Below are 22619 nucleotides of genomic sequence, written 5' to 3'. Positions count from 1 at the left end.
CAGCATTTGTTTGAATGATGAAGTTGCATGTGGAATAACCAAACTAGAAAGTAGACTGTACAGATTGGATGGATGCAGATGACCCCGGCAGCATTGGACATTATGTCATATATCACGGAAGAAAATATTCGTTTCTGGCTGGAGAAGTTTCGCTCTTTGGGCCCGTTACCGGGAATTTTGCTTACGTTTATGAAATCATTTGTGCCGCCACTGCCAACGCTATTAATTGTGGGTGTGAACGGTGCGGTATACGGTCTGTGGGCAGGGTTTTTATATTCATGGATCGGCATGGTTCTCGGTTGTACCGTTACGTTTCTGATTGTAAGGGAGATCGGGAAATCCGCTTTTGTGGAACGATGGGCACGTAAACCCCGTGTGCAGCGCAGCATGGTATGGATTCGGAGGAACGCGTTCGGTTATGTCTTTCTGCTGAGCATCTTCCCGGTAGGTCCGTTTGTCATTATTAATGTGGCGGCAGGTATCGCACGAATGCGGTTATTATCCTTCCTGCTGGCAGTGGGCTGTGGCAAAGCAATCATGATCTTCTCTGTTACGTATATTGGTTCCAATGTGGAACAATTTCTGGAGCACCCTATACGCTGGGTAGGCGTATTGCTGTTCATAGCCGTATCCCTATGGGCAAGCCGCAAATTGGAGCGACACTTTACCCGGTCGTCGTCAGATGGTGAAGACCTACATGATCTGAATCAACCCTCTGGAAAATCGATTTCCTCTTAATCAAAGAAGTTATGGGTGTAGATATATAATTTTTTGCAACATTGACGCTAGCTCGAGGAGGTCAGCATGATTGACGATATCTATGCATTCAGCCGAATGTTAAATCGTTTGAATGAAAATGAACTTCGTTCACTATTGCGTGTGCTCTATATGCAATCAGCACTCGTGGTCAAGCAGCAGGAAGAGCAAGGTGAAATAGTAGATTTTGCGGAAACAATACAGTCCCTGTTTCGGGATATGGATACCCCTTTTGATCTGGGGCGGCTGGAGCAACAGGCTTTGGCCGAGGCTGACAAGCCAAATGAAATTCATATTACGTTTGGAGATTCACCTCTAGGTAGTCTGAAAGTGGGCTTGAGTACATTACCTGATCGGGAAAAACGGAGTTTTTTCTCCGTGGATGATGATTATGCGGTGGGGCCGTTAGGTGATCTGACCCTTCGTACAGATTTGCAGCGCAGGCATCTCTGGCTTACCGAACGATTGTGTCTCAATGACCGTGAGGCATATGCCATGCATGAACTGGAATCATTATTTGAGCTAAACGCCACCATACAGTCCATTGATTCCCAGACGTCGATTATTATCTGGTATACGAACAATGCTCATGAAAAGACCGGGCTACTTTTCGCCATGCATTTATTGCGTAGCAGTGAGAGTCCCATATATCTTATCGAGACGAGTGGACTATATCAGCAATTATTCAATCGTCCTGACGTTCAATACGATGTGCTCCATACAGGCGAGATTCTTCCGGAGAAGCTTCTGGCGATGTGGCAGGTCTGCTCAGGGCAAGAGCCGCTGTCGAAGCAGGAGCGCCGCCAACTGGAACAAGAGTGGCTGGAACTTTCGGCACAGCCTGGGCAGTTACGTATGATGGAGGATGGCGAGATTCGTAGTCTGCCTGAAGATGCATTGGATGAGTACATTATGAAGAAGGTGAGAGAACTGACACCCAACTGGGAGCCAGGCAAGTATATCCGAGCAGCACGTATTGTGGGTGAAGTGATTGGTACGAGTAGTCAACACATAAGTGCTTCGTTCGTGGAGTATCGATTGCGACAACTGGTGCTACAAGGCCAACTGGAGATGGATGGAAAGCCGCTTGCGATGAGGTACTACAGCGTCCGACTTGCTGATTGCTAAAAGGGACTAAGATTGATAGCCACATGATAGTAAGAAAGAGCGACGAGATCGAAGATGTAGTAATAAGACGGAAGAAATGGACATTTTCTCTTGTATAACAGGTTGGATATTATGCAATGTGTCTAAGGTTCCAGCAGCCAAGCTTCCCTAATTAAAATAGACTGTTCTCCGGCATGATTCTCCTACTTGTCCGGGGAACAGTCTATTTGTTTCTGTTGATTAATGGACCGACTTCTCCTGTGTATTGTTAAATAACATGCTTCTTTATTAATTTCATTTCTGTTATGATTTCTTCCCATTCCAGAGTTTCATTAGTGGCCCATGTTGTCCATAGACCGGATCAGTATGCGGGATTGGAACCTCTTGAATCTCCTGAAGCGCTTTGTGTCGCTCGCCTTCCTCACCTGTTCGTGTGTTGTAACTCATGCCGCCCGGATAGGCACCGGCAATACGAAAGTCGGTGCTAGACTCCAGGCGTTTATGTCCTGTTCCAGCAGGAAGTACAACAACGTCGCCTGTTTGAAGGTATACCTTCTGTCCGTTTTCCCCGCCTAGAATCAGCTTCACGAATCCACTCACCACAGCAAGAGCCTCATGAGCATTACTATGATAATGATGATAATTGAACACACCATTCAACCAGCTATTTCCCCACCCATTACGGTTCAGCAACGATTCTGCATGAAGAGCCTCTTCTGCCCATACGTTCTTATACAGAAGCACAGGCAACGTCGGATGATTGGGAATTAGACCATTATCCTGAAGGAATAACGTCTCTATGTTCTTTTTTCGTTCATCCATCTCATATCACCTCATGATAAATTACCCGATATCCTCAAAGACGAACAAAAAACAATTGTAAAATGATACAAAATGTATCATTTTAAGGTTATACTCAGTACATAAACTCTCTTCAATGCACTCGTTGTATAAATCGCAAGGGGGAATCGTGTGTGAACATTGTGATTACAGGGGCTTCTGGATTTTTGGGATTTAATCTTTCACAGTATTTGGCGCAAAAGGGGCATCGAATTACCCTTTTGGATCGGGATGACTATTGTCAGAGGCTTGTTCATATCTCTCCTCTGCATGAGATGCCTTTCATCTGTTGTGACCTTGCATCAGATCAGATTCATCTGCCTGCAGGGACTGATTACATTATTCATCTGGCTGCCATGCCACATGTGGATTATTCGTATCATCAGCCTGGGGAAGTCTTCCGCAATAATACACTTAGCACACAGGCTATTCTGCAATATGCTACGGAACATCACATTTCAGTCTTACTGGCCTCATCCGTTGAAGTGTATGGCGGCGATTGGGGCAGAGTCTATCACGAATCGGATCCGTATGCACCCGTCTCTCCTTATTCCGCGTCCAAAGTCGCCTGTGAAATGCTGGCTCACTCATACGCGCAATGTTACCAGCTTCCAGTCAAACTCTTCCGTTTGACCAACCTCTATGGTCCATGGCAATTGCCAGACCGTGTTATTCCCCGAAACTTCGGTCGGATGCTGGATGGACTGCCTTTGGATATCCAGGGATCGGCAGTGCGCGATTTTTTGTATGTGGATGATGCGCTCCGGGCTATTGAACAGATTATGCTGAACGGCAAAGACGGACAAGTGTATAACATCTCAACTGGGATTGGGACAACCATGCAGGAAATTGGGGAATTGTTGAAACCGATGGATCGATCCGTAGCTGCTGTAGAGATCCGGGAGCAGGAACCAACCCAGTCCAGAGGATCCAGTCTGGTCGTGCATTCAGGCAGGTTAAGAGCGGAATTGGGATGGCTACCGCAAATTAACCTGGAGCAGGGATTGGAAAGAACCTTCCGTTGGTACCAGGCACATCCTGAATGGGTGAGACAGTTCAGCCGTGAGTATCATACAACAAGAGAGACGCGCAGTTTCATTATCGATATGGCAAGGTACGCAGTTCCAGCTGTATAAATTGCATAAAAAAAGCCAAGGAAGGGTGTATGGAGTAACACCTTCCTTGGCTTTTTTGCGCCTCCGTCACATATACGGATTCATCCGAACACGGACGGTTAGGCTAATTGACATCTATCTATTGCACGAATGATCGTGCTGTTGACCTTACATCCAAAAGATCTAGTGATCTTTTTTGACGTCGGCAATTTTATCCTGTACTGCACCTTTGGCTTTGTCTTTCTTACCCTCAGCCTGAAGGGATCTGTTGTTGGTTGCATTACCGATCTGATCCTTCACTTCGCCTTTGGCCTTGTTTACGCCTGCTTTGATTTTATCGCTAGTTGAATTACTCATATCGAAACATCTCCTTCGTTGTCTGGTGTAGTCCTAATTAACCGGGATGCCAGCATTCTAAACAAAAGAGGATTGACCCATATTTTGCATTCGCGGCGCAAGAGGTTCATACTTGAAATAGAAAAGATGTCTCATTCATGGAATAAGGCTGTGCTCATCGCTGCATAATAACGACAGTGACCAATTTCTTTGCGCGAGATTATTGAATTTGGAAAACAATTCCTGTGAATATCGCTAAACTAATCCTTCCTTGTGTACATATCGCACATCTGGTCATATGTGATCTTGTCTTAATACCACATGTGGTAGGAATACGGATCTTGGACAGGAAGATCGGCAGCGTTAGCTTGCCTGCATGGGTTGACAAAAAAATCGATTTTGTTACAATGTTCACAATATCTTCACAAGTGTAAAAAATTTCTTTTTCATGTTCATGTGTAAGAGGTGTAATATAAGGGTATAGAGTTCGGTTTCGGCCTGCTTGTCGTTTTGTGCGTCAACACATGTTGTCCGCAATAGATCCAAGATACAATGCATGATATGGGAGTGGCCATGAGCTACGCTCATCCTATTGTGTGAAATTTGGTACATTTAGATGTATTCGATGTATTTTGTGGTTCGGCTCTGCTTGACAGGCATCATGAAAGTCGCGGACTTCTATCCCAAAGTAAAGGAGGACTTTCTCTTATGTCACAATCGCCTACTCAACAAGAGGTGCCAGTTACAGAAGGTGCCAACGTTTCCGAGCGCCAGTCCTTGGACGTTCTGGATCAACTGATGAAGCCTGAGGTACAGGAGTCTTTAACCGTTCTGGTGGAGAACCTGCCTAAATTGGCTGAAATGGTTACTGCTATGACGAAAGCTTATGACTTTGCACAAAGTGTAGCAACAGACAAAGTTCTGATCAGCGACACAATGAGCGCAATGGGCGAGTTCGCTAAGCCTGTTGTAGACAAAGCTAAAGGTGTAGCTTCTGCTGCCATCGAAGCCAATGATCGTGCGCAAACAGAGCAAACTTCAGTTGGCTTGTTCGCTATGCTGAAAATGCTCAAAGATCCAAACGTACAACAATCGCTTCGTTTTGCTCAATCTTTCCTGAGCATCCTGAACGAGCGTCAACAACAGAAACGTTAAGACTTAGAAGAACGGAGGATGGATATGTCGAAGCAAATTTTGATCTTGGGTGGAGGATACGGCGGTCTGTTGACTGCATTGACTGCGCGTCAATACTTGTCTCCGGAAGAAGCGACAATTACTGTCGTTAACCGTTACCCTACACACCAAATTATCACGGAACTGCACCGTCTTGCAGCGGGAAGCATTGCTGAGCAAGCAGTTGCTCTTCCACTCGAAAAATTGCTGCGTGGCAAAAACGTGAACTTGAAAATCGATACGGTGGATACAATCAAGCCGGACGAGAAGAAAGTTCTGATGACCAGCGGCTCCACATACTCTTACGATGCACTCGTCGTTGCCCTGGGCAGCGAAACGGCATTCTTCGGAATTCCGGGATTGCAAGAGTACAGCTTCACGCTCAAATCGGTTAGCGATGCAAACCGTATTCGTGCACACGTTGAAGCGCGTCTTGATGCTTACAAACAGTCCGGCAACAAAGCAGACGCTACGTTTGTTATTGGTGGCGGCGGTTTGACAGGTATTGAGCTTGTTGGCGAATTCGCTGACCTGCTTCCTGCAGTATGTCAAGAGAAAGGGATCGATTTCAAAGAAGTATCCCTTTACACGGTTGAAGCAGGTCCTTCCATCTTGGCAGGATTCCCGCCAGAGCTGGTTGAGCGTGCAAAATCGAGTCTTGAGAAACGTGGCGTTAACTTCATCGTTGGCGTAGCGATCACTGAGATGAAAGAAAACGAAGTTCTGCTGAAAGACGGCAGCTCCATCCCTACGAACACACTCGTATGGACAGGTGGCGTACAAGGCAACGCGGTTGTTGCTAACAGCGGAATTGAAGTGGATCGTGGCCGTGCGAAAGTTACGGAAGTTCTGCAATCTACTTCTCACAAAGACGTGTTTGTTGCTGGTGACAGCGCAGTGGTCTTCCCTAGCGAAGGCGCTCGCCCTTACCCTCCAACAGCACAATTGGCTTGGCAAATGGGTGAAACCATTGGTCACAACCTGGGCGTAATGTTCAAAGGTGGCGCAATGGAATCCTTCACACCAGTATTCTCCGGTACGCTGGGAAGTCTGGGTCGTAAAGATGCTGTCGGCATGATCGGTGGCAACCAGACTCGTCTGAAAGGTCTGCCTGCAACCATGATGAAAGAAGCAAGTAACATCCGTTACTTGGCTCATATTCACGGTTTGTTCGCACTGGCTTACTAATCTTCATGCTATTCAAGGGCGCCCTTTCGGGCGTCCTTTTTTGTTGTGAGGGTTAAAAGAATCACAGGTATGCAGAGGTGAAAAGGGACCAGCAGAAGTGGTCCGTGTGAGGTCACGTATAAAGTACCTAGGGGATATGGCATATTAATGGGACAACGGAAGAATTCACATTTCATAGATGTACTGAACGGGCATGAACATGAAGCCGGCGCTTAGAAGCGCCGGCTTTCGTTTAAATTATAGGATGAGCATCTAAAGGAACGGGGAGCAACAACAAGCAGCCCGTTCAACTGAGAGGAGACATGACGTATGAACGTTTTAGTTATAGGAGCAAATGGACAAATCGGCAAGTTGGTGGTGGAACAGCTTGTACAGGAAGGCAAACATAAAGTAACGGCCATGATCCGCAAACCGGAGCAGGCGGATGCACTGAAGAAACTCGGTGCCGATGTGGTAATCGGTGACCTGGAGGGTAGTGTAGAGGACTTGGCTGAGGCAATGAAGGATCATAATGCGATTGTGTTTACGGCGGGTTCTGGCGGATCTACCGGTCAGGACAAAACCCTGCTAATTGATCTGGATGGTGCGGTGAAGACGATGGAAGCCGCAGAGCAGCAAGGAATCTCCAGATATATTCTGGTCAGTGCGTATGGCGCAGATCAACGGGAGAAATGGTCAGAGTCCATCAAGCCATATTACGTAGCCAAACATTATGCGGATCGTGCACTGTTTGCAAGTGATCTGAATTACACCATTATTCGTCCTGGTGGTCTGGAGAATGAACCGGGCACTGGCAAGATTGCAGTTGGAACCGATCTGGAACCAGGAAGCATCCCGCGTGAAGATGTAGCCCGCGTCATTGTGGCTTCTTTGCAGGATGAGAAGACGTACCGGATGGCCTTTGATCTGATTGCCGGGGATCATCCCATAGAAGATGCCTTGGGCAAACTGTAGATGTGTTGTAAGATAACGGGAGAATGAAATGATGGGGATGAGGGGGAGCGCTGCATGAACGAAGCCGTGCTGATCATAGAGGATGAGCCCAAAATAGCACGTCTGCTTGAACTGGAATTACAGTATGAGGGATATCAGGTGGGCAAGGCGGGTAGTGGAACAGAAGGGTTGGAGAAGTATGCGGAAGGACAGTGGGATCTGATTCTGCTTGATGTGATGCTGCCTGGTCTGAGTGGAATTGAAGTATTGCGCCGAGTTCGGGCCAAAGATGCTACAGTTCCGATCATTATGCTCACCGCCAAAGATTCCGTGGAAGATAAGGTGTCTGGTCTGGATCTCGGAGCCAATGACTACATCACCAAGCCGTTTCAGATTGAAGAATTACTAGCCAGAGTTCGGGCCGCATTACGGCTTAGTGCAGTCGCGTCCGTTACTTCTGTTGCTTCATCTTCTACATCTAGTGCAGGGAATGACTCATCTGGATATAAGGATGAAGCAGAGGACTGGTTAACGGCTGCCGGATTGAAACTGCATGAAGGAACGCGAGAGGTATTCCGAGATGGCGTGCCTATTGAGCTTACTCCGCGTGAGTTCGACCTGCTGGTGTACCTGCTTCAGAATCAACGTCAGGTGCTCAGTCGGGACCAGATTGTGCAGGCTGTGTGGGGATACGATTATTATGGAGATACCAATGTGGTGGATGTGTATATCCGTTATGTGCGCAAAAAGGTGGATAACGGATTCACACCGCCTTTAATACATACCGTACGTGGCGTAGGATACGTCCTGAAGGAACAGTTATGAGCCTGCGCAGTAAAATCTACGGATATTCATCTGTATTATTTGCCGTGCTGTTAATCGCGGTCAACCTGTCGGTCTATATCGTGTTTGAGCGGATGTCGATTGATAACGAGGTTAATCGGGTGGAAGCGGAAGCGGAGTCCATTGTGAAAGGAGTGCGTCAGTCTGCCGACTCCATTCCGCCGGACGACTTGCTGCGGGCCTACGCACCTGTGAACGGCATGCTTCGGATCGTCAATGAAGACGGCACCAGTTCCCCGGTGACGACAACAGCAGCTTCCGAACAGCTCAGCAAGCTGCCTTATAAGTATGAAAGTGAGAAGAAGTCAGAGTATACCCAAGTGGAACAGATCGGTTATGTATGGGTTTCAGTCCCGGTCATCTGGCCTGATGGCGAAGTGGTGAATGTGCAGGTCACCGAGAGTGTTGCAGAGACGGAGAATCGTCTGTCTGTACTGCGGACCGTGCTTGTGGCGGTCACGATTATTGCCCTCATCCCAGCCATTATCTCCAGCCGGATTCTGGCGAACCGGATGACCAGACCGATTCAGCAGATGACACGCACAATGAGTGATATTCAGTCCAGCGGCCAATTCAAGCGTCTTCCATTGGAGGAAGGATCGAAGGATGAACTGAAAACGATGGGACAGACATTCAACCGGATGATGGACCTGCTCGAATCCAACTTTGAACGGCAGGAGCGATTCGTCTCGGATGCATCCCATGAGCTCAAAACACCGCTGACCATTATTGAGAGCTATGCCAGTCTGCTGCAGCGGCGAGGAAAAGAGCGTCCCGAGGTATTTGATGAAGCGGTGGAAGCGATTCTGTCCGAATCTGTTCGCATGCGGGAGATGACCGAGCAACTGCTACTGCTCGCGAAGCAGCCAGAGCAGTGGAATGTGCAGTTGACGCGTGTGGATATCACGAGACTGGCAACAGACTCCACACGTGCGTTTCGCGAAGCCTATCACCGTGAAGTCCGGTGTGAAGATTCGGGTCCAATCTGGGCGATCAGCGATGAGAGTAAGCTGAAGCAACTGCTGTTTATTTTGCTGGATAATGCCCGGAAGTATAGTGAAGATGCGATTGAAGTCAGGCTGGAAGCCAAGGGACAAGAGTGCCGTATTCGGATCGTGGATACCGGAATTGGGATGCGGGAGGACGAGCTGGAGAAGGTATTTGACCGATTCTACCGGGCTGATCCGGCCAGAACACGTAGCGGAGGCGCAAGCGGTTCAGGTCTGGGGTTATCTCTTGCCAAAGAACTTGCAGGTGCAGTGGGAGCCCGAATTGAACTGACCAGCACCGAAGGTAAAGGCACCGAGGCTTCGATTATTTTGCCCCTATCGGTTCAGAACGGACCGCTCTCATGAAATTCTCATTCTTCTCTTATATACTATATAAACTGAACTAAAGATTGTTCACACTGACACTACGATGACAGAACAACCTTCCAATCGCTGTTATCTCCAGATTTTTTGATTCCCTTTTCTCAAGGGGAAAATACGGGGATAGCGTATGCTTCCGATGTAGCTTTCTTTCAGAAAGCTTTTAGGCGAACGCTTCGCTTTTTCAGGTTATTTCTGTCCTCTCCGTTACTGTGTAAAAGATTAGTTCATTTTATGTAGTAGCTATTGGAAACTAAACTCAAACCGAATATATAACAGATGAACTCGGGCTATGGGGAGAGCTATAAGGGGGAAACGTGATGACAGAGCATGAGCAGCGACCACCGGAAATGAAACGGGAAGAACAAAGGAACAGCGGATGGGCAAAATCGCGAAGATCACTCTGGTGGGGTGCAGGAATTCTGGTTGTGCTGATTGTGGCGGCTGTTGCTTGGTGGAAGCCGTGGCAAACGACTGGTGCGGTGCTTACGGCAGATGCAGCGGCTCAATCCGTACTGGATCAATATCCAGGGGAGATTGTGAATTCTACGTTGAAGGACGGGACGTACATTATGCAGCTCCGTTCGGAGACCGGCCTATATGATGTGCAAGTGGATGCCGTTACAGCCACTGTGAATTCCATCAAACGACTGGAGTCCAATCCGCAAGCGGAAGAGAAGACGTTATGGAGCCGCGAGCAGATCAAGACGGCGCTATTAAAACAACAAACGGATGACCAATTGGTCTCCCTTGAACTTGTGGAGCAAGAAGGCAGGCCGGTATACACCGCGGTAGTGAAGGCAAAGGATAACAGCCGTGAAGAACTCACGATTGATCCATACACGGGAGAGACGATATCCTCCAAAACAATAGCAGCACCGACAACTGAACCAACCAAGGATGATCCCAAACCTCAGTTTCTGAGCGAGAAAAAAGCGAAGCAGAAGGCACTTGCGGAGGTTCCGGGGGAAGTGGATGATATTGAACTGCGTGGAACCAATAGCGGGAATCCGTATTACCTGGTTGAAATTGATCTGGAGGATGGCCGGGAGGCCATTGTGCAAGTGAATGCCATCTCGGGAGCGATTCGTTCCGTGACTTGGGATGAGGACGAGGATTAACACTTGTACAGGAATCCATAGAATATAGAGTTACACCTTGTTGAACAGATAACTCCTAATTTAGGGGTCATCTTTTTCATTTAGTTTAGATTACATGGATAATGAACATCTGTTAAATGAGCACTCTCCTCATTTTCTCATCAAATTCTAATCTAACTCTCGCTGATCTCTCATTCCTGCAGGTTATTCTATATATGTAGACGAGAACGAAAACAACAAACGAGGAGATGAATGATGATGATGAACAAACATAAACTTTGGATTGGTAGCTTGTCAGCAGCGGTATTACTTGGTGGATCAGCCGTAGCGGCTAGCGGAAATGTGAACGGACAATCGGTGCAAACTACACCAACGTCAACGACACAATCCGTAACACAGAATCAGAACAGCACAGGCAAAATGCTGAATGCATCACAAGCGAAAGCGCTAGCGTTGAAAGCAGCCGATGGTAAAGTGGATGACGTGGATCTGGAGCGCAGAAACGGCCAAACGTTCTATGAAATTGAGATCGACAGAAAAGGAACCAATGATGTTGTCGTTCGTTTGGATGCCTACACAGGTAAAATCCTTGCAGTTGTGGATGATGAAGACTACGATGATGACGATGATTATCAAGGTACTGTAACAGGCAACACATCTAACACCTCTGCTTCCAAGCAGGTCAAATTGACGGCATCCCAAGCTTCAAACATTGCATTGAAGCAGGTGACAGGTGGTAAAGTAACCAAAGTCGAGCTGGATCATGATGATGGTCGCTATGTGTATGAGATCGAGCTGAGAACCGCTCAAGGTGAAGCGGATGTAGATATCGATGCCAATACAGGCAAAGTGTTGTCGTTCGACCAGGATTTTGACGACGAAGATTAAGCAATAAGAGCGAGTATACACCGATAAAACATCATATCATGCACCTGCCCGCGAACACCCACACACAGCCAGAGACAGTTAAATTATGGAGGGCAGGGCAGGTATAGCAGAGGACGCTTCGGGGGAAGCGTCTTTTTGCTGTCTATGGAGAGAGCGGAGTATGAAATTGTACATGTTCCGCCAGATTGTTCACTATGCGAGCAGGGACGTGGCGCATACAATCAGAGTCAGGGAGGTGAAGCCCAGCTAGTCTTGCCAAGAATTCTAATGCTAAAATGCATCATCGATCGGAGGCAGATGAGACATATCGATTTTATTTTATATAAGCGCTTCACCAAAAACATGGAGGTGCATTACGATATGGCTATGAACGATGGATGGTTAAAAAAGTATACACATTCACGTCGCTTTACCCGCCGCTTGAGTTATCTGTTTGCTGTGCTCTTGGCGCTTCAATCCATAGGCATGCTGCTTACACCCGGACCGAATGCGTCAGCTGCTCCGCTCAGTGTAACGAACGGGGTACAGTTCAAGGATACCAATGGCAATGTTGTTCATGCCCATGGGGGCGGGATGATCAAGACAAACGGGTATTATTACTGGTTTGGGGAGAACCGCAATGCGAATGGAACGTTCAAGGCCGTGTCCGTGTATCGTTCATCGGATCTGAAGAACTGGGAGTATCGCAATGATGTGCTCACCAGCAGCTCGGCAGCCGAGCTAAATATCTCCAACATCGAACGCCCGAAGGTCATCTACAACAGCGCTACCGGCAAATATGTGCTTTGGATGCACAAGGAGAATGGTCTGGATTATGGGGAGGCCCGAGTGGCCGTAGCTACTTCTAATACGGTTGATGGCAATTACACGTATGTGGGCAGTTACCGCCCGCTTGGCTATGACTCCAGAGATATGACGGTGTACAACGATAACGGAACTGCTTATCTAATCTCTGCGACCCGAGTGAATGCCGATCTGAATATATATAAGCTGACCCCGGATTTCCTGGGAGTGGAATCCCTTGTCACAACACTGTGGCCCGGACAATATCGTGAAGCGCCTGCTATGTTCATAAAGGACGGTGTTTACTTCCTGATCACTTCGGGTGCGACTGGCTGGAATCCGAATCAGGCCAAATATGCCACAGCCTCCAGCATTACAGGTACATGGAGCGGTCTCAGCAACTTCGGTGACAGCACAACATATGGTTCCCAATCGACCTATGTTGTTCCGGTAGAAGGTTCACAGACCACATCCTATCTCTACATGGGTGATCGCTGGGCGGGTGCCTGGAGCGGACCTGTACAGGATTCCAAGTATGTCTGGCTGCCCCTCTCGTTCCCGAGTGCAACCAGTCTGGCGATGAGCTGGGCCAGCAGTATTACGATAGATACAGCAACAGGGACTGTGACTGGAGTGAGTACACCGGATGTATGGGACCCGAATGCGTCATATCAGCTGATTAGCCGTAAGAGTAACAAACTGCTAAATGTTATTGGTGGTTCCGCTGCTAATGGTGCGGATCTGGAGCAGCGATCAGATGGGGGGACGACAAGTCAACAATGGCAGATTACCGATGCGGGTGGCGGCTATGTCAAAATCATCAACCGTTCCAGCGGCAAACTGATTGGGGTGGAGAATGGTGCCACAACCGATGGGGCTGTCATTGAACAATGGAACGATGGTGGTTGGGCCAGCCAACAATGGCAGCCCGTCCATGTAGGTGGAGGGTATTATAAATTGAAGAACCGCAGTACCGGCAAAGTATTGGACATCTCCAGTCAATCCTTGGCAGATGGAGCAGCAGCCATCCAGTGGACCGATAATGGCGGCACGAATCAGCACTTCCAGATTGTTAAGATGCAATAATTAAACCCATTAATAAGACATGGATAAGACCCTCATCCCATTCATATGCGGATAAGGGTCTTATCGATGATGACCGCACTCGTTCACTTGCGTTCTCGGCGAATCCAGAACTGGAAGACATCACTTCTCAAATAATCATAGGAATACAGTACTTCCCGGTTCTGCTGGTCGTAATGCAATTGTTTCATAAGAAGAACCGGAGTCTCTTCCTGATGATTCTTCAATCTCTCAACATACTTGTCCTTGTTAGGAGGAACAACCAGTTCCGTGTCTGCTTTGGCAATATGGATACTGCATTCTTTCTCCAGAAAATTGAACAAGGAACCCGAAAAGTCTGCACGTTCAAAAGCATCTCCTACCAAGTCCTTAGGCATGATATTAACGGAGTAGGTCACGGCTTCTCCATCTGCATATCGAATTCGCTCCACCTTCACAACCTGAGAACCCTCTTCGATGTTCAGCGCCTTCGCCCATTCCTCCATGCAATCTACCTCTCCGATCATTTCCTTGCTATCCGTTTCGGTCAATCCCGCCAACTTGATCATGGTTCCGATGCTCTGAAGAAACTCCAGCCGACTAGGGATACCGGGCAGTGGTTTGATCACAAAGGTGCCCACCCCATGCTTGACGAGCAGCTTGCCATCCTGCTCCAATAGCTTGATCGCTGAGCGCAGTGTCTCTCTGCTGACACTAAAATGTTTGGCGAGCTCATATTCGGAGGGCAGTTTCTCGCCTACATTCCATATTTTGTTTTCGATCATCATTTCCAATTCCCGCTTGATGTGCTGGTAACCACTCAATTATTCAGACCTCAATTCCTGTAATTTGTATAATTTATGATTGATTTATTCAACCAGTTGTAACGTTCCTTCCACTGCATCTACACGGATAATCCGATGCGTGCTGGACGCTGCCTCCGTGTAATAGAGTTTCGCTTCGGAATGCTCGTGAACCAATGACTCCATTCCCGGATGTGGAAGCTGATAGGTCCCTTGATCATCTGCACTGATAATAACCACTTGTGGCGCCCAATGATGAAGGCATGCTTCGGATAGATGGCTAGTATCACCATGGTGTGGTGCTTGCAGGGTGTGAATTTGCCCAATCTCGTCATCGTAGGGCTTCCAAAAATCAACGCCTACATCCGAGGTGAGCAGTGCTTTTGAGTTTTCTTTATTCTTAATTAATACAGCTAAGGATGTGTGATTCAGCATGCGGTCGATAGCGGTCAATCTCTCCTCCTGAAGATCCAGATTGGTTACGTCCAGCAGCTCCAATTCTTCTGCCAATTGCTTCAATCTGTGATGGCTTGGCATGAGGATTCGGAACGCCATATCACCCTCAATAATGGTAAAAGGCTCATGGATCTGAGTCACTGTAATGCTTAGTTCCTCCAGCATGTTGAGGATGGATGCATATAGCGAGAGCGAACCCAGAATTGGCGTGGAAAAATCATTTAATCCGCTTTTCTGGACATGTTCCGGTAATGGGATATGAAGGATAACCTCTTCAACAGGGACATGACCCAGAATGGGAAGCACTCCACCGATATGATCTTTGTGAAAATGGGTCAGGACCAGCACGTCAATCTTCTCAACCTCATACTCCCGAAGGTACTGATCGAGGCTACACCGGCGAGGGTTGGTCATCGGGTCCACATCCCCGCCGTCTACCACGAGGCAGTAGGTGCAGTTCTCCTCCATCCGCCGAATGACCGTTGCCTCACCAAAACCTACATTAAGAAAATCGATAAACCACTTCATTCCGTTCCTCCCATCGAACGTTTAATGTAGAACACGGAGAACACCAGAACCAGCAGTACCATAATGACTGATGCTGCAGCTCCGTACCCAATTTGGAGGTTGTATACACCTTGCTTGTAGATATACTGTGTAATCGTCGTCGTGGAATTCGCTGGCCCGCCGCCAGTCAGGATGTTCACTTTATCAAATAACCGGAACGTATCGATGGTCCGAAGTAAAATGACCATGAACAGGGTCGGCAACATATTCGGTAATGTAATGTGAAGGAAAATTCGCATTTTGCCTGCTCCGTCTACTCTTGCGGCCTCATATTGTGAGCGTGGAACCGATTGTAACCCGGCATATAGCAGCAGGAAAGCGAACGGTGTCCATTGCCAAATATCAATGAACAATATGGCATTGAAGGCAATGTTAATGTCCATTAGGAAATTGAACGGTCCTACGCCAAACCAGTGGAGCAGATGATTAATAATCCCGTTATGGTTGCTGAGCATCATTTGCCAGATTAACGCCACTGTGACCGGTGGCAATAAAGACGGTATGAGCATCGTGATCCGCAGCACCTTTTGTCCGCGTCTCATGCTCTCGATAAGCACGGCAATCCCAAGCCCCAGAGCCGTTTCAATAGAAACGGCCAGAAGCATGAATCTAATCGTATTCCAGACGGCTTGAAGAAACTGTTCATCCTGAATAATTTTCATATAATTGCTAAACCCGATGAACTCCTTCGCATCACTCGCCAAGTAATAATAATCGGTGAAGCTGTTTGTAATCGTGTAGATCAACGGGAAAACGGTGACACAGATCAATAACAAGGTTACTGGTGCCAGCATCGCCCATTGAAAGCCTCGTTTACTAGCCAAGTTCAGTCCACTCCTTTAGATTGAATGAACCTCTTATTGCATGATGTCATTCATTGCCTTGTTTGCATCTGATAGAGCCTTGTCCACGGTTTTGGTTCCTGCAATTGCTGCGGATAATTCAGCACCGAGAGCTTCCTCTACTTGTGACCATTTTGCTGTTCTTGGTCTTGCTACCGAGTTCTGTAATGCCTCCAGCATAACGGGGAAATGTTTATACTTTGCAGTAAGTTCAGCGTCCTGATAGACACTTTTCCGAGTAGGCACACCACCATGTTCCACCATTTGCTTCTGCGTGTCACTGCTGGTGATGAATGACAGGAACTCAGCGGCAAGTTCCGGATTGTGAGAGTTGGCAGCTACACCCATCATCCAGTTGCCGATCATGCCTGTAGGAACGGATTGAGCGTCAGATGAGGCCTTGGACGGGATTACAGCATAATCCGCACTGGCGGTTTCACCTTTGATGAACCAGGATGGCCAGCCGAGAGCCATCGCTGCACGGCCTTCCGACACGGATCCGACAATGTCGGTGTTCTCATAGTTTTCTCCTACAGCGAGCAGGCCGATATAAGTATCTAACGCTTGCCGACCGGCGTCAGAGTCAATCTGTGCTTTCCAATTATCGTCGAAGATCTGTCCGCCTTGTGCCCAGAACAGCGGCAGGAAGTCGGATACGATCGGGTTACCCTGCTGACCGCGAATGACGTAGCCAGCAGTTCCATCCTTCGCATGAATGGCCTTGGCCATCTCAAGCACGTCTGCCCAGTTTTCCGGAACATCATAGTTATTGCTCTTCAGCAGCTCTTGATTGTAGAAGAACAGCTGCACGTTGCCGGAGAAAGGAAGTGCATACAGATCTCCTGTAGCATACGGGGACTTCCCAAGGGCGAGGGAGGACTCTTCGAAGTCTGTGTCTTCCTTGATTCCGAGGTCAGACAGTTTGGCAAAAATGTTTGCTTCACTGAATTGTGGCATCCACGGATCATCCGCCATAATCAGATCATATGCGCCATTTTTATTTTTCGCATCGAGGGATACCTTTTGCTTCAAATCTGCTGATTCCAGCCCGATAATATCGATCTTCACATTGTGTTCTGTCTCGAAAGATGCCTTAACTGCATTCATCGCATCGACATGGGAACCACCTCTTGCTGCGATGACCAGCTTATCTGTTCCTTGACTTGAACCTTGTCCAGCAGCCTGTTCCTGAGATTGACATCCGGTGAACAGTACCGCCGTTGTTAACAACATACTCAGCATATACGACATCTTTTTTCTCATTTTTCTCTCACATCTCCCTATTCTTTAACTGCGCCGGCGGTTAAGCCGCTAATTAGATGTTTCTGCAAGAAGATGGCTGTCAGCAGTACTGGCAGCACAGATACCAGACCGCCGCCCGCTACCTTACCCCACTCTGTCAGTTCCTGCTCGCTGTTCAGTGTGGCGAGTTTGAGTGGAATGGTGAAACTGTCAGGGCTTTGGATGAAGATTACACTGTACAGATATTCATTCCATGATGCCATGAAGGACAAGATCGTCACGGCAGCAATCCCCGGCAACACCAGCGGCAGCATCACTTTGTAAAAAATCATAAATTCAGATGCACCATCGATCCGCGCACTTTCCTCGATTTCACCTGGAACACCGTAGAAGAATGCCATCATAAACCAAATGACGAGGGGGATATTCATCAGGACATGCGCGATGATAATCGGAATTTTTGTATTCAGCAGTCCTGCGTCGTTCATCATGATGTACAGTGGCAGTGCAAACGTAATCGGCGGCAAGACACGAACCAGCAAAATCCAGATCATGAGCGAGTTTTTGAAGAATTTGAAATGGCTTCGGAAGGTTCTACGTCCAAGTACATATGCAGAGGTCAATCCCAAAGCCAGTACGATCAACATCGAGCTGATTGTGATCACGAAACTATTGAACATGGGCTGGATGTAGTTGTCTTCCGTAAAAATACGGAATATATGTTCCAGTGTTATGGATTGCGGAAATATGGATACTTTAGCAAACAAATCAGACGATTTCTGGGTAGCAATGACGAGCATCCAATAGATCGGAAACAGCGTCCATAGGAGTAAAACCATGAAAGTTCCGTATTTTAGACTTACATTTAATCTGTTCAATCTGTTCTCCTTCCCCTCATATGTCTAGACGTCTATACGACTACTATAGATTTGATTTATTAGCTGAATATCATCGAAATATTAAGTAGTGTTAATTAAGAGAGGATTTCTGTCCCGATATCCAAACTGTGGTAAACTAGTAGAATTGTAGAAATACATAGAGATAGGAGCTGGATAACGAAGTGAGTGGAGAACAAGTACTGTCAATTGAAGGCTTGCGTATGCGGTACAACGGTCGTTATGTGCTGAACGGCATTGATCTGGAAGTGAATCGCGGAGAGATGATTAGTTATATTGGTCCGAATGGGGCTGGCAAGAGTACGACAGTCAAGATTTTACTCGGGCTGGTTGAAGGATATGTAGGCACGGTTCGAATCTTTGGCAAGGATATCGCGAACGGTGATGTGGAATATAAACGCAGAATCGGGTATGTCCCGGAGGTGGCGGAATTGTACGAACAATTAACGCCTGCGGAGTATCTGACATTCACGGGGGAATTGTATGGCCTGTCCTATGAAGATGCGGATTACAAAGCCAAGCTATTGATGGATTGTTTTGGATTGGAAAAATCATATCATTCCCGCATTGCATCCTTCTCCAAAGGCATGCGTCAGAAAGTGCTGTTGATCTCTGCGCTGCTACATGACCCGGATCTGTTGTTCCTGGATGAACCGCTCAGCGGATTGGATGCCAATAGTGTGATGGTGGTAAAGGAAATTTTGTCGCAGTTGTCAGCCAAAGGTACGACCATTTTCTATTCGTCCCACATCATGGATGTGGTGGAGAAGATCAGCAGTCGAATCGTATTGATTGCTGAAGGGCAAGTGGTAGCAGATGGTACATTCAAGCAGCTCCAGCAACAGTCCATGGAAGGCACACTGGAGGAAGTATTCAATCAATTGACGGGTTTCAATGAGCACAAAGTCATTGCTGAGCGCTTTGTATCGATTGTGCAGGAGGTGTACTGATATGGAGGAATCCTCCGACTTCCGCACGCTGAAGATCCTGGATCGCTTTCGGCCAATCATCGCTAGAACAGGGGCGGATTATGATGTGCTTCGCCTGATTTTGCGAGTGAAATTCCAGATGGATCAGCGCAGAGTGCCTACCATTTTGTCATCAAACTCAGCGAAAAAGGAGAACAAGGACGGAAATCAGTTTCTTCGTTCCCTGTGGTTGTATGGATTAATGGGACTGTTGATGGTGCCCTTTGTTGTGTGGGATACGGGGCATTTCATGCTTCAGATGGGTCTTGTGCTCGGTATATTAATGTTTATGATCATGACGTCCATGATTTCGGACTTTTCCTCTGTGCTCTTGGACATCCGGGATCGCAATATTATCATGACAAAGCCCGTTAATGGGCGAACGGTGGGGATGGCCCGAGCCATACATGCAGGTGTCTATCTATTACTGCTGACGGGTTCATTAACAGGCGTACCGCTAATTGCCGGGTTAATTACGCATGGGATCGGATTCTTCCTGATCTTCCTCGTGGACTTAATTCTGATCAACATGCTGATTCTGGTGACAACGTCTTTGAACTATCTGTTTATGATGAAGTTTCTGGATGGCGAGAAGCTGAAGGATATGATCAACATGGTGCAGATTCTGCTATCGGTTGGAATCGCGATTGGTTATCAGCTAGTGATTCGTTCGTTCAGTATTATTGACTTTGATATGGTATTCACCCCCGCTTGGTGGCAATTACTGTTGCCTCCGTTATGGTATGCGGCTGTATTTGAATGGTTGTTCACCGGAAACGGGAACGTCTGGATATACACCTTCTCTGCATTGGCTGTGGTTGTTCCCGTTGTAAGCATGGTCATCTATGTGAAGCTTATGCCTTCCTTCGAGTTGTATTTGGAGAAAATGGCACACTCGGGTCAGTCTTCCGGACGCAGACGCGGAACGTGGGATCGTTGGATCTCCAAGCTGGTCAGCCGTTCCAGAGAGGAGCAGGCTTGCTTCCGTCTATCGGCCAGCATGATGCGCAATGAACGGGAATTCAAGCTGAAGGTGTATCCATCGCTTGGTCTATCATTCGTGTTGCCTTATGTATTCTGGTTCACCGAGTTGCAATCGTCCACCTGGGCGGAGTTTAGGCAAACTTCGTTTGTATACACTTTTTACATTGTTCTGATGCTGGTTGTAACGGTTGTGGTCATGCTGAAATATTCGGGACAATACAAGGCGTTCTGGACCTTTCGCGCTGCACCGATGGCGAATGATAGCGCGTTATATAAAGGTGCGCTGAAGGCGTTCTTGTGCAATATGTTCCTGCCTGTATTTGTGGTGAATGCCCTTGTGTTCACCTGGACATTTGGGCTACGGATTCTGCCGGATATTGCGATAATTCTGCTGACCGCTATGGCGCTTATCCCGTTAGCAGGCAAGTTGTTGTTGCATAAGCCGCCATTCTCTCAATCTTTCAGTGTGGCGCAGCAAAGTGATAGCTGGTATGTATTTGCCGCCCTACCTGTGCTCGCCATGCTATGGGGAGTTCATGTCTTTTTCCGTTCGGTGTCAGGGGGCATCTGGATCTATGGCGCGATTCTGATTGTGGTCAATATGCTCATGTGGACCTTATTATATCGGGTGAAGAAGACAGCGGAGAAGAGGTCGGTCGCAGTTTAAGAATAGCGTATGATAGTAAGAGTAATAGTAAGCACGAACAAGAGGGTGCATGCAACAAGAGGAACAGTTACATGAAAACTAATGCAGTTCCTATAAATAGCGATGGAACAAAAGAGCCAAAGGGCAAGAGTATCGGAAGAATAAAGAAGAGCTAACCTTGACGTTGATGTCGAGGTTAGCTCTTTTTGATAGGTGATCTACTCCAGGGAAACCCTTGTCGTAGCGCTAACGAAACTGAGGAACGCTATCCTTCCGAAAAGTAGCCGTTTAGCTCGAAAAAGGACCAAACTAGGCAAAATAGCGTCGCTGTGATTTGTTAGATATTAGATCCATGCTAATGGGGGCAAATAGCGTTTATCCGATTCGTTAGCATGGAGTAAGGCAGAGGAGGTTCTCTTTCACCAATAGAGTAGTGGAGTATATGTTGGAGGTGTGAATATAATTTGGTGGCGGTGTGGGGATCTATTTCTGTTGGCCTGATCGGAGGATGGATTCTGCCAGCCGATCGGCTGCATCCGCTGTGGAGATTGCAGATTGCGCAGCTTCTGCGTATACCTTGCTCAGCGTGCCTGCAATCCCCGCCACGTTCTGGCGGATCAGGTCAGGCCCGGCGCCTTCCAGCTCGCAGGCGGTGGAGATGATTCCGCCTGCACCCAGCACATAATCAGGCGCGTACAGAATGCCGCGCGCCTGCATGCGGCCTGCAACCAGCTGTCGTTCACTCAGCTGGTTGTTGGCCGCCCCGGCAACGATGGAGCAGCGAAGCTCCTCCACCGTTGCCGGGGTCAGTACGCCCCCCAGGGCACAGGGGGCGAAGATCTTGCAGTCAGCGGCGTGGATATGGGCCGGATCGGCCGAGATGGCGCCGCTGAACTGCACAAGGGCACGTTGTACACGCTCCGGTACAACGTCTGCCACAATGAGCCGTGCCCCGGCTGCATGCAGGTAACGGCACAGGGCATACCCGACCTTGCCCAGTCCCTGGACGGCAACGGGAATGCCCTGCAAAGATGCAATGCCTTGCTGGTGCAGCGAGGTCACAATGCCGATGTGTACGCCGTAGGCGGTCATCTCGGCAGTGAAGTCATCCTGCGCCCCAAGTGAACCGATGGTGTCCGTCACATGTGTGGTCTCCATACGGATCTGGTCCATGTCTGTCGCCGTTGTACCCAGATCAAGACCGGTCACGTACCGCCCGTTCAGCCGCTCCAGACAACGTCCCAGTGCACGGAAGCGCTGCGCCCGCCTGGATACGTCATTATCCAGGCTTTTATCTTTATCAAATGTCACCTGATCAGCAGCGACTTTCCGTTCAGAGGCAACGCGCTCTTGCTGCTCTACCTCTAAGTCTCCAGCGACATGCTCAACGCTCGGAGACCCGTGACTACCTTGATCCGGTTTTGCATTCTTCGCAAAAGGTACATCCCATAGGACCACTTTTCCACCGCCGTACGGTAGTCCAGAGATTGCATTTTTGTACGTCATGCCTTTGGCAAGCTTTACGGCATCCCGAACAGCTTCATCTTCGGACGCATACGTCCAGTAACGGCATCCGCCCAGCGCAGGTCCAAGGGCCGTGCTATGAATGGCAATGACTGCCCTCAATCCACTATCTGCATCATGGCAAAAAATGAGTTCCTCCATGCCTTCCCGCTCCATCTCCTGCCATAACTGCATGACGGTACCCCCTTCTGTTTTGA

General features: G+C 48.0%; 21 protein-coding genes. 13 read left to right on the top strand and 8 right to left on the bottom strand.

Annotated elements, in window-relative coordinates:
* Window positions 1-78: 78 nt before the first annotated feature.
* Together M1D71_RS28115 and M1D71_RS28110 are read left to right on the top strand one after the other, a co-directional pair.
* Complete coding sequence (locus M1D71_RS28115; protein WP_458124549.1) at window positions 79-738, top strand: TVP38/TMEM64 family protein; 660 nt, start codon at window positions 79-81, stop codon at window positions 736-738.
* Between the two features lie 66 nt (window positions 739-804).
* Window positions 805-1884: a DUF1835 domain-containing protein gene (locus tag M1D71_RS28110; protein ID WP_458124548.1), complete on the top strand. Its 1080-nt coding sequence runs from the start codon at window positions 805-807 to the stop codon at window positions 1882-1884.
* Between the two features lie 282 nt (window positions 1885-2166).
* Here the strand turns inward: M1D71_RS28110 and M1D71_RS28105 are convergent, their stop codons facing one another.
* Window positions 2167-2685: a cupin domain-containing protein gene (locus tag M1D71_RS28105; RefSeq protein ID WP_458124547.1), complete on the bottom strand. Its 519-nt coding sequence runs from the start codon at window positions 2683-2685 to the stop codon at window positions 2167-2169.
* 152 nt (window positions 2686-2837) lie between these two features.
* Here M1D71_RS28105 and M1D71_RS28100 point away from each other — a divergent pair, with 152 nt between their 5' ends.
* Window positions 2838-3839 (top strand): NAD-dependent epimerase/dehydratase family protein, encoded by a 1002-nt coding sequence (locus tag M1D71_RS28100; RefSeq protein WP_458124546.1) that lies wholly within the window; start codon window positions 2838-2840, stop codon window positions 3837-3839.
* Window positions 3840-4001: 162 nt separating this feature from the next.
* Here the strand turns inward: M1D71_RS28100 and M1D71_RS28095 are convergent, their stop codons facing one another.
* The gene (locus M1D71_RS28095) at window positions 4002-4175 is read right to left on the bottom strand and encodes a CsbD family protein (protein WP_076332039.1); all 174 of its coding nucleotides are present in this window, start codon (window positions 4173-4175) and stop codon (window positions 4002-4004) included.
* A 687-nt stretch (window positions 4176-4862) separates the two neighbouring features.
* On the opposite strand from M1D71_RS28095, the gene M1D71_RS28090 reads away from it, so the two are divergent.
* From M1D71_RS28090 to M1D71_RS28055, 8 genes are all read left to right on the top strand, one after another.
* Window positions 4863-5309, top strand: coding sequence for a DUF1641 domain-containing protein (locus tag M1D71_RS28090; RefSeq protein ID WP_124116740.1), 447 nt, complete (start codon window positions 4863-4865; stop codon window positions 5307-5309).
* A 24-nt stretch (window positions 5310-5333) separates the two neighbouring features.
* A complete protein-coding gene (locus M1D71_RS28085; protein ID WP_036606574.1) occupies window positions 5334-6515 on the top strand; it encodes an NAD(P)/FAD-dependent oxidoreductase in 1182 nt (393 codons plus the stop codon).
* A 309-nt stretch (window positions 6516-6824) separates the two neighbouring features.
* Complete coding sequence (locus tag M1D71_RS28080; protein WP_458124545.1) at window positions 6825-7469, top strand: SDR family oxidoreductase; 645 nt, start codon at window positions 6825-6827, stop codon at window positions 7467-7469.
* A 54-nt stretch (window positions 7470-7523) separates the two neighbouring features.
* Window positions 7524-8273, top strand: a complete 750-nt coding sequence (locus tag M1D71_RS28075; RefSeq protein WP_458124544.1) for a response regulator transcription factor — start codon at window positions 7524-7526, stop codon at window positions 8271-8273.
* A complete protein-coding gene (locus M1D71_RS28070) occupies window positions 8270-9646 on the top strand; it encodes an ATP-binding protein (RefSeq protein ID WP_458124543.1) in 1377 nt (458 codons plus the stop codon). Before M1D71_RS28075 ends, M1D71_RS28070 begins: the two co-directional genes overlap by 4 nt.
* Window positions 9647-9981: 335 nt before the next feature.
* Window positions 9982-10782: a PepSY domain-containing protein gene (locus M1D71_RS28065; RefSeq protein ID WP_458124542.1), complete on the top strand. Its 801-nt coding sequence runs from the start codon at window positions 9982-9984 to the stop codon at window positions 10780-10782.
* 237 nt (window positions 10783-11019) lie between these two features.
* Complete coding sequence (locus M1D71_RS28060; protein ID WP_458124541.1) at window positions 11020-11649, top strand: PepSY domain-containing protein; 630 nt, start codon at window positions 11020-11022, stop codon at window positions 11647-11649.
* A 360-nt stretch (window positions 11650-12009) separates the two neighbouring features.
* Entirely contained in the window at window positions 12010-13518 is a 1509-nt protein-coding gene (locus M1D71_RS28055; protein WP_458124540.1) for an RICIN domain-containing protein, read from the top strand.
* A gap of 83 nt (window positions 13519-13601) precedes the next feature.
* Here the strand turns inward: M1D71_RS28055 and M1D71_RS28050 are convergent, their stop codons facing one another.
* From M1D71_RS28050 to M1D71_RS28030, 5 genes are all read right to left on the bottom strand, one after another.
* On the bottom strand, window positions 13602-14282 hold the full coding sequence (locus tag M1D71_RS28050) for a GntR family transcriptional regulator (protein WP_458124539.1): 681 nt from the start codon (window positions 14280-14282) through the stop codon (window positions 13602-13604).
* A gap of 81 nt (window positions 14283-14363) precedes the next feature.
* Complete coding sequence (locus M1D71_RS28045; RefSeq protein WP_458124538.1) at window positions 14364-15281, bottom strand: ComEC/Rec2 family competence protein; 918 nt, start codon at window positions 15279-15281, stop codon at window positions 14364-14366.
* Window positions 15278-16144, bottom strand: coding sequence for a carbohydrate ABC transporter permease (locus M1D71_RS28040; protein ID WP_458124537.1), 867 nt, complete (start codon window positions 16142-16144; stop codon window positions 15278-15280). Before M1D71_RS28040 ends, M1D71_RS28045 begins: the two co-directional genes overlap by 4 nt.
* 33 nt (window positions 16145-16177) lie before the next feature.
* On the bottom strand, window positions 16178-17425 hold the full coding sequence (locus M1D71_RS28035; RefSeq protein WP_458124536.1) for an extracellular solute-binding protein: 1248 nt from the start codon (window positions 17423-17425) through the stop codon (window positions 16178-16180).
* A gap of 17 nt (window positions 17426-17442) precedes the next feature.
* A complete protein-coding gene (locus M1D71_RS28030) occupies window positions 17443-18282 on the bottom strand; it encodes a carbohydrate ABC transporter permease (protein WP_458124535.1) in 840 nt (279 codons plus the stop codon).
* A 182-nt stretch (window positions 18283-18464) separates the two neighbouring features.
* On the opposite strand from M1D71_RS28030, the gene M1D71_RS28025 reads away from it, so the two are divergent.
* Entirely contained in the window at window positions 18465-19250 is a 786-nt protein-coding gene (locus M1D71_RS28025) for an ABC transporter ATP-binding protein (protein WP_458124534.1), read from the top strand.
* 1 nt (window position 19251) lies between these two features.
* On the top strand, window positions 19252-20919 hold the full coding sequence (locus M1D71_RS28020) for a hypothetical protein (RefSeq protein WP_458124533.1): 1668 nt from the start codon (window positions 19252-19254) through the stop codon (window positions 20917-20919).
* A gap of 462 nt (window positions 20920-21381) precedes the next feature.
* On the opposite strand, the gene M1D71_RS28015 is transcribed toward M1D71_RS28020, so the two are convergent.
* Window positions 21382-22596 (bottom strand): Leu/Phe/Val dehydrogenase, encoded by a 1215-nt coding sequence (locus tag M1D71_RS28015; RefSeq protein ID WP_458124532.1) that lies wholly within the window; start codon window positions 22594-22596, stop codon window positions 21382-21384.
* Window positions 22597-22619: the final 23 nt, after the last annotated feature.

The organism is Paenibacillus sp. Z3-2, from assembly GCF_054161325.1.
This window is presented reverse-complemented; position numbering and strand designations above follow the sequence as displayed.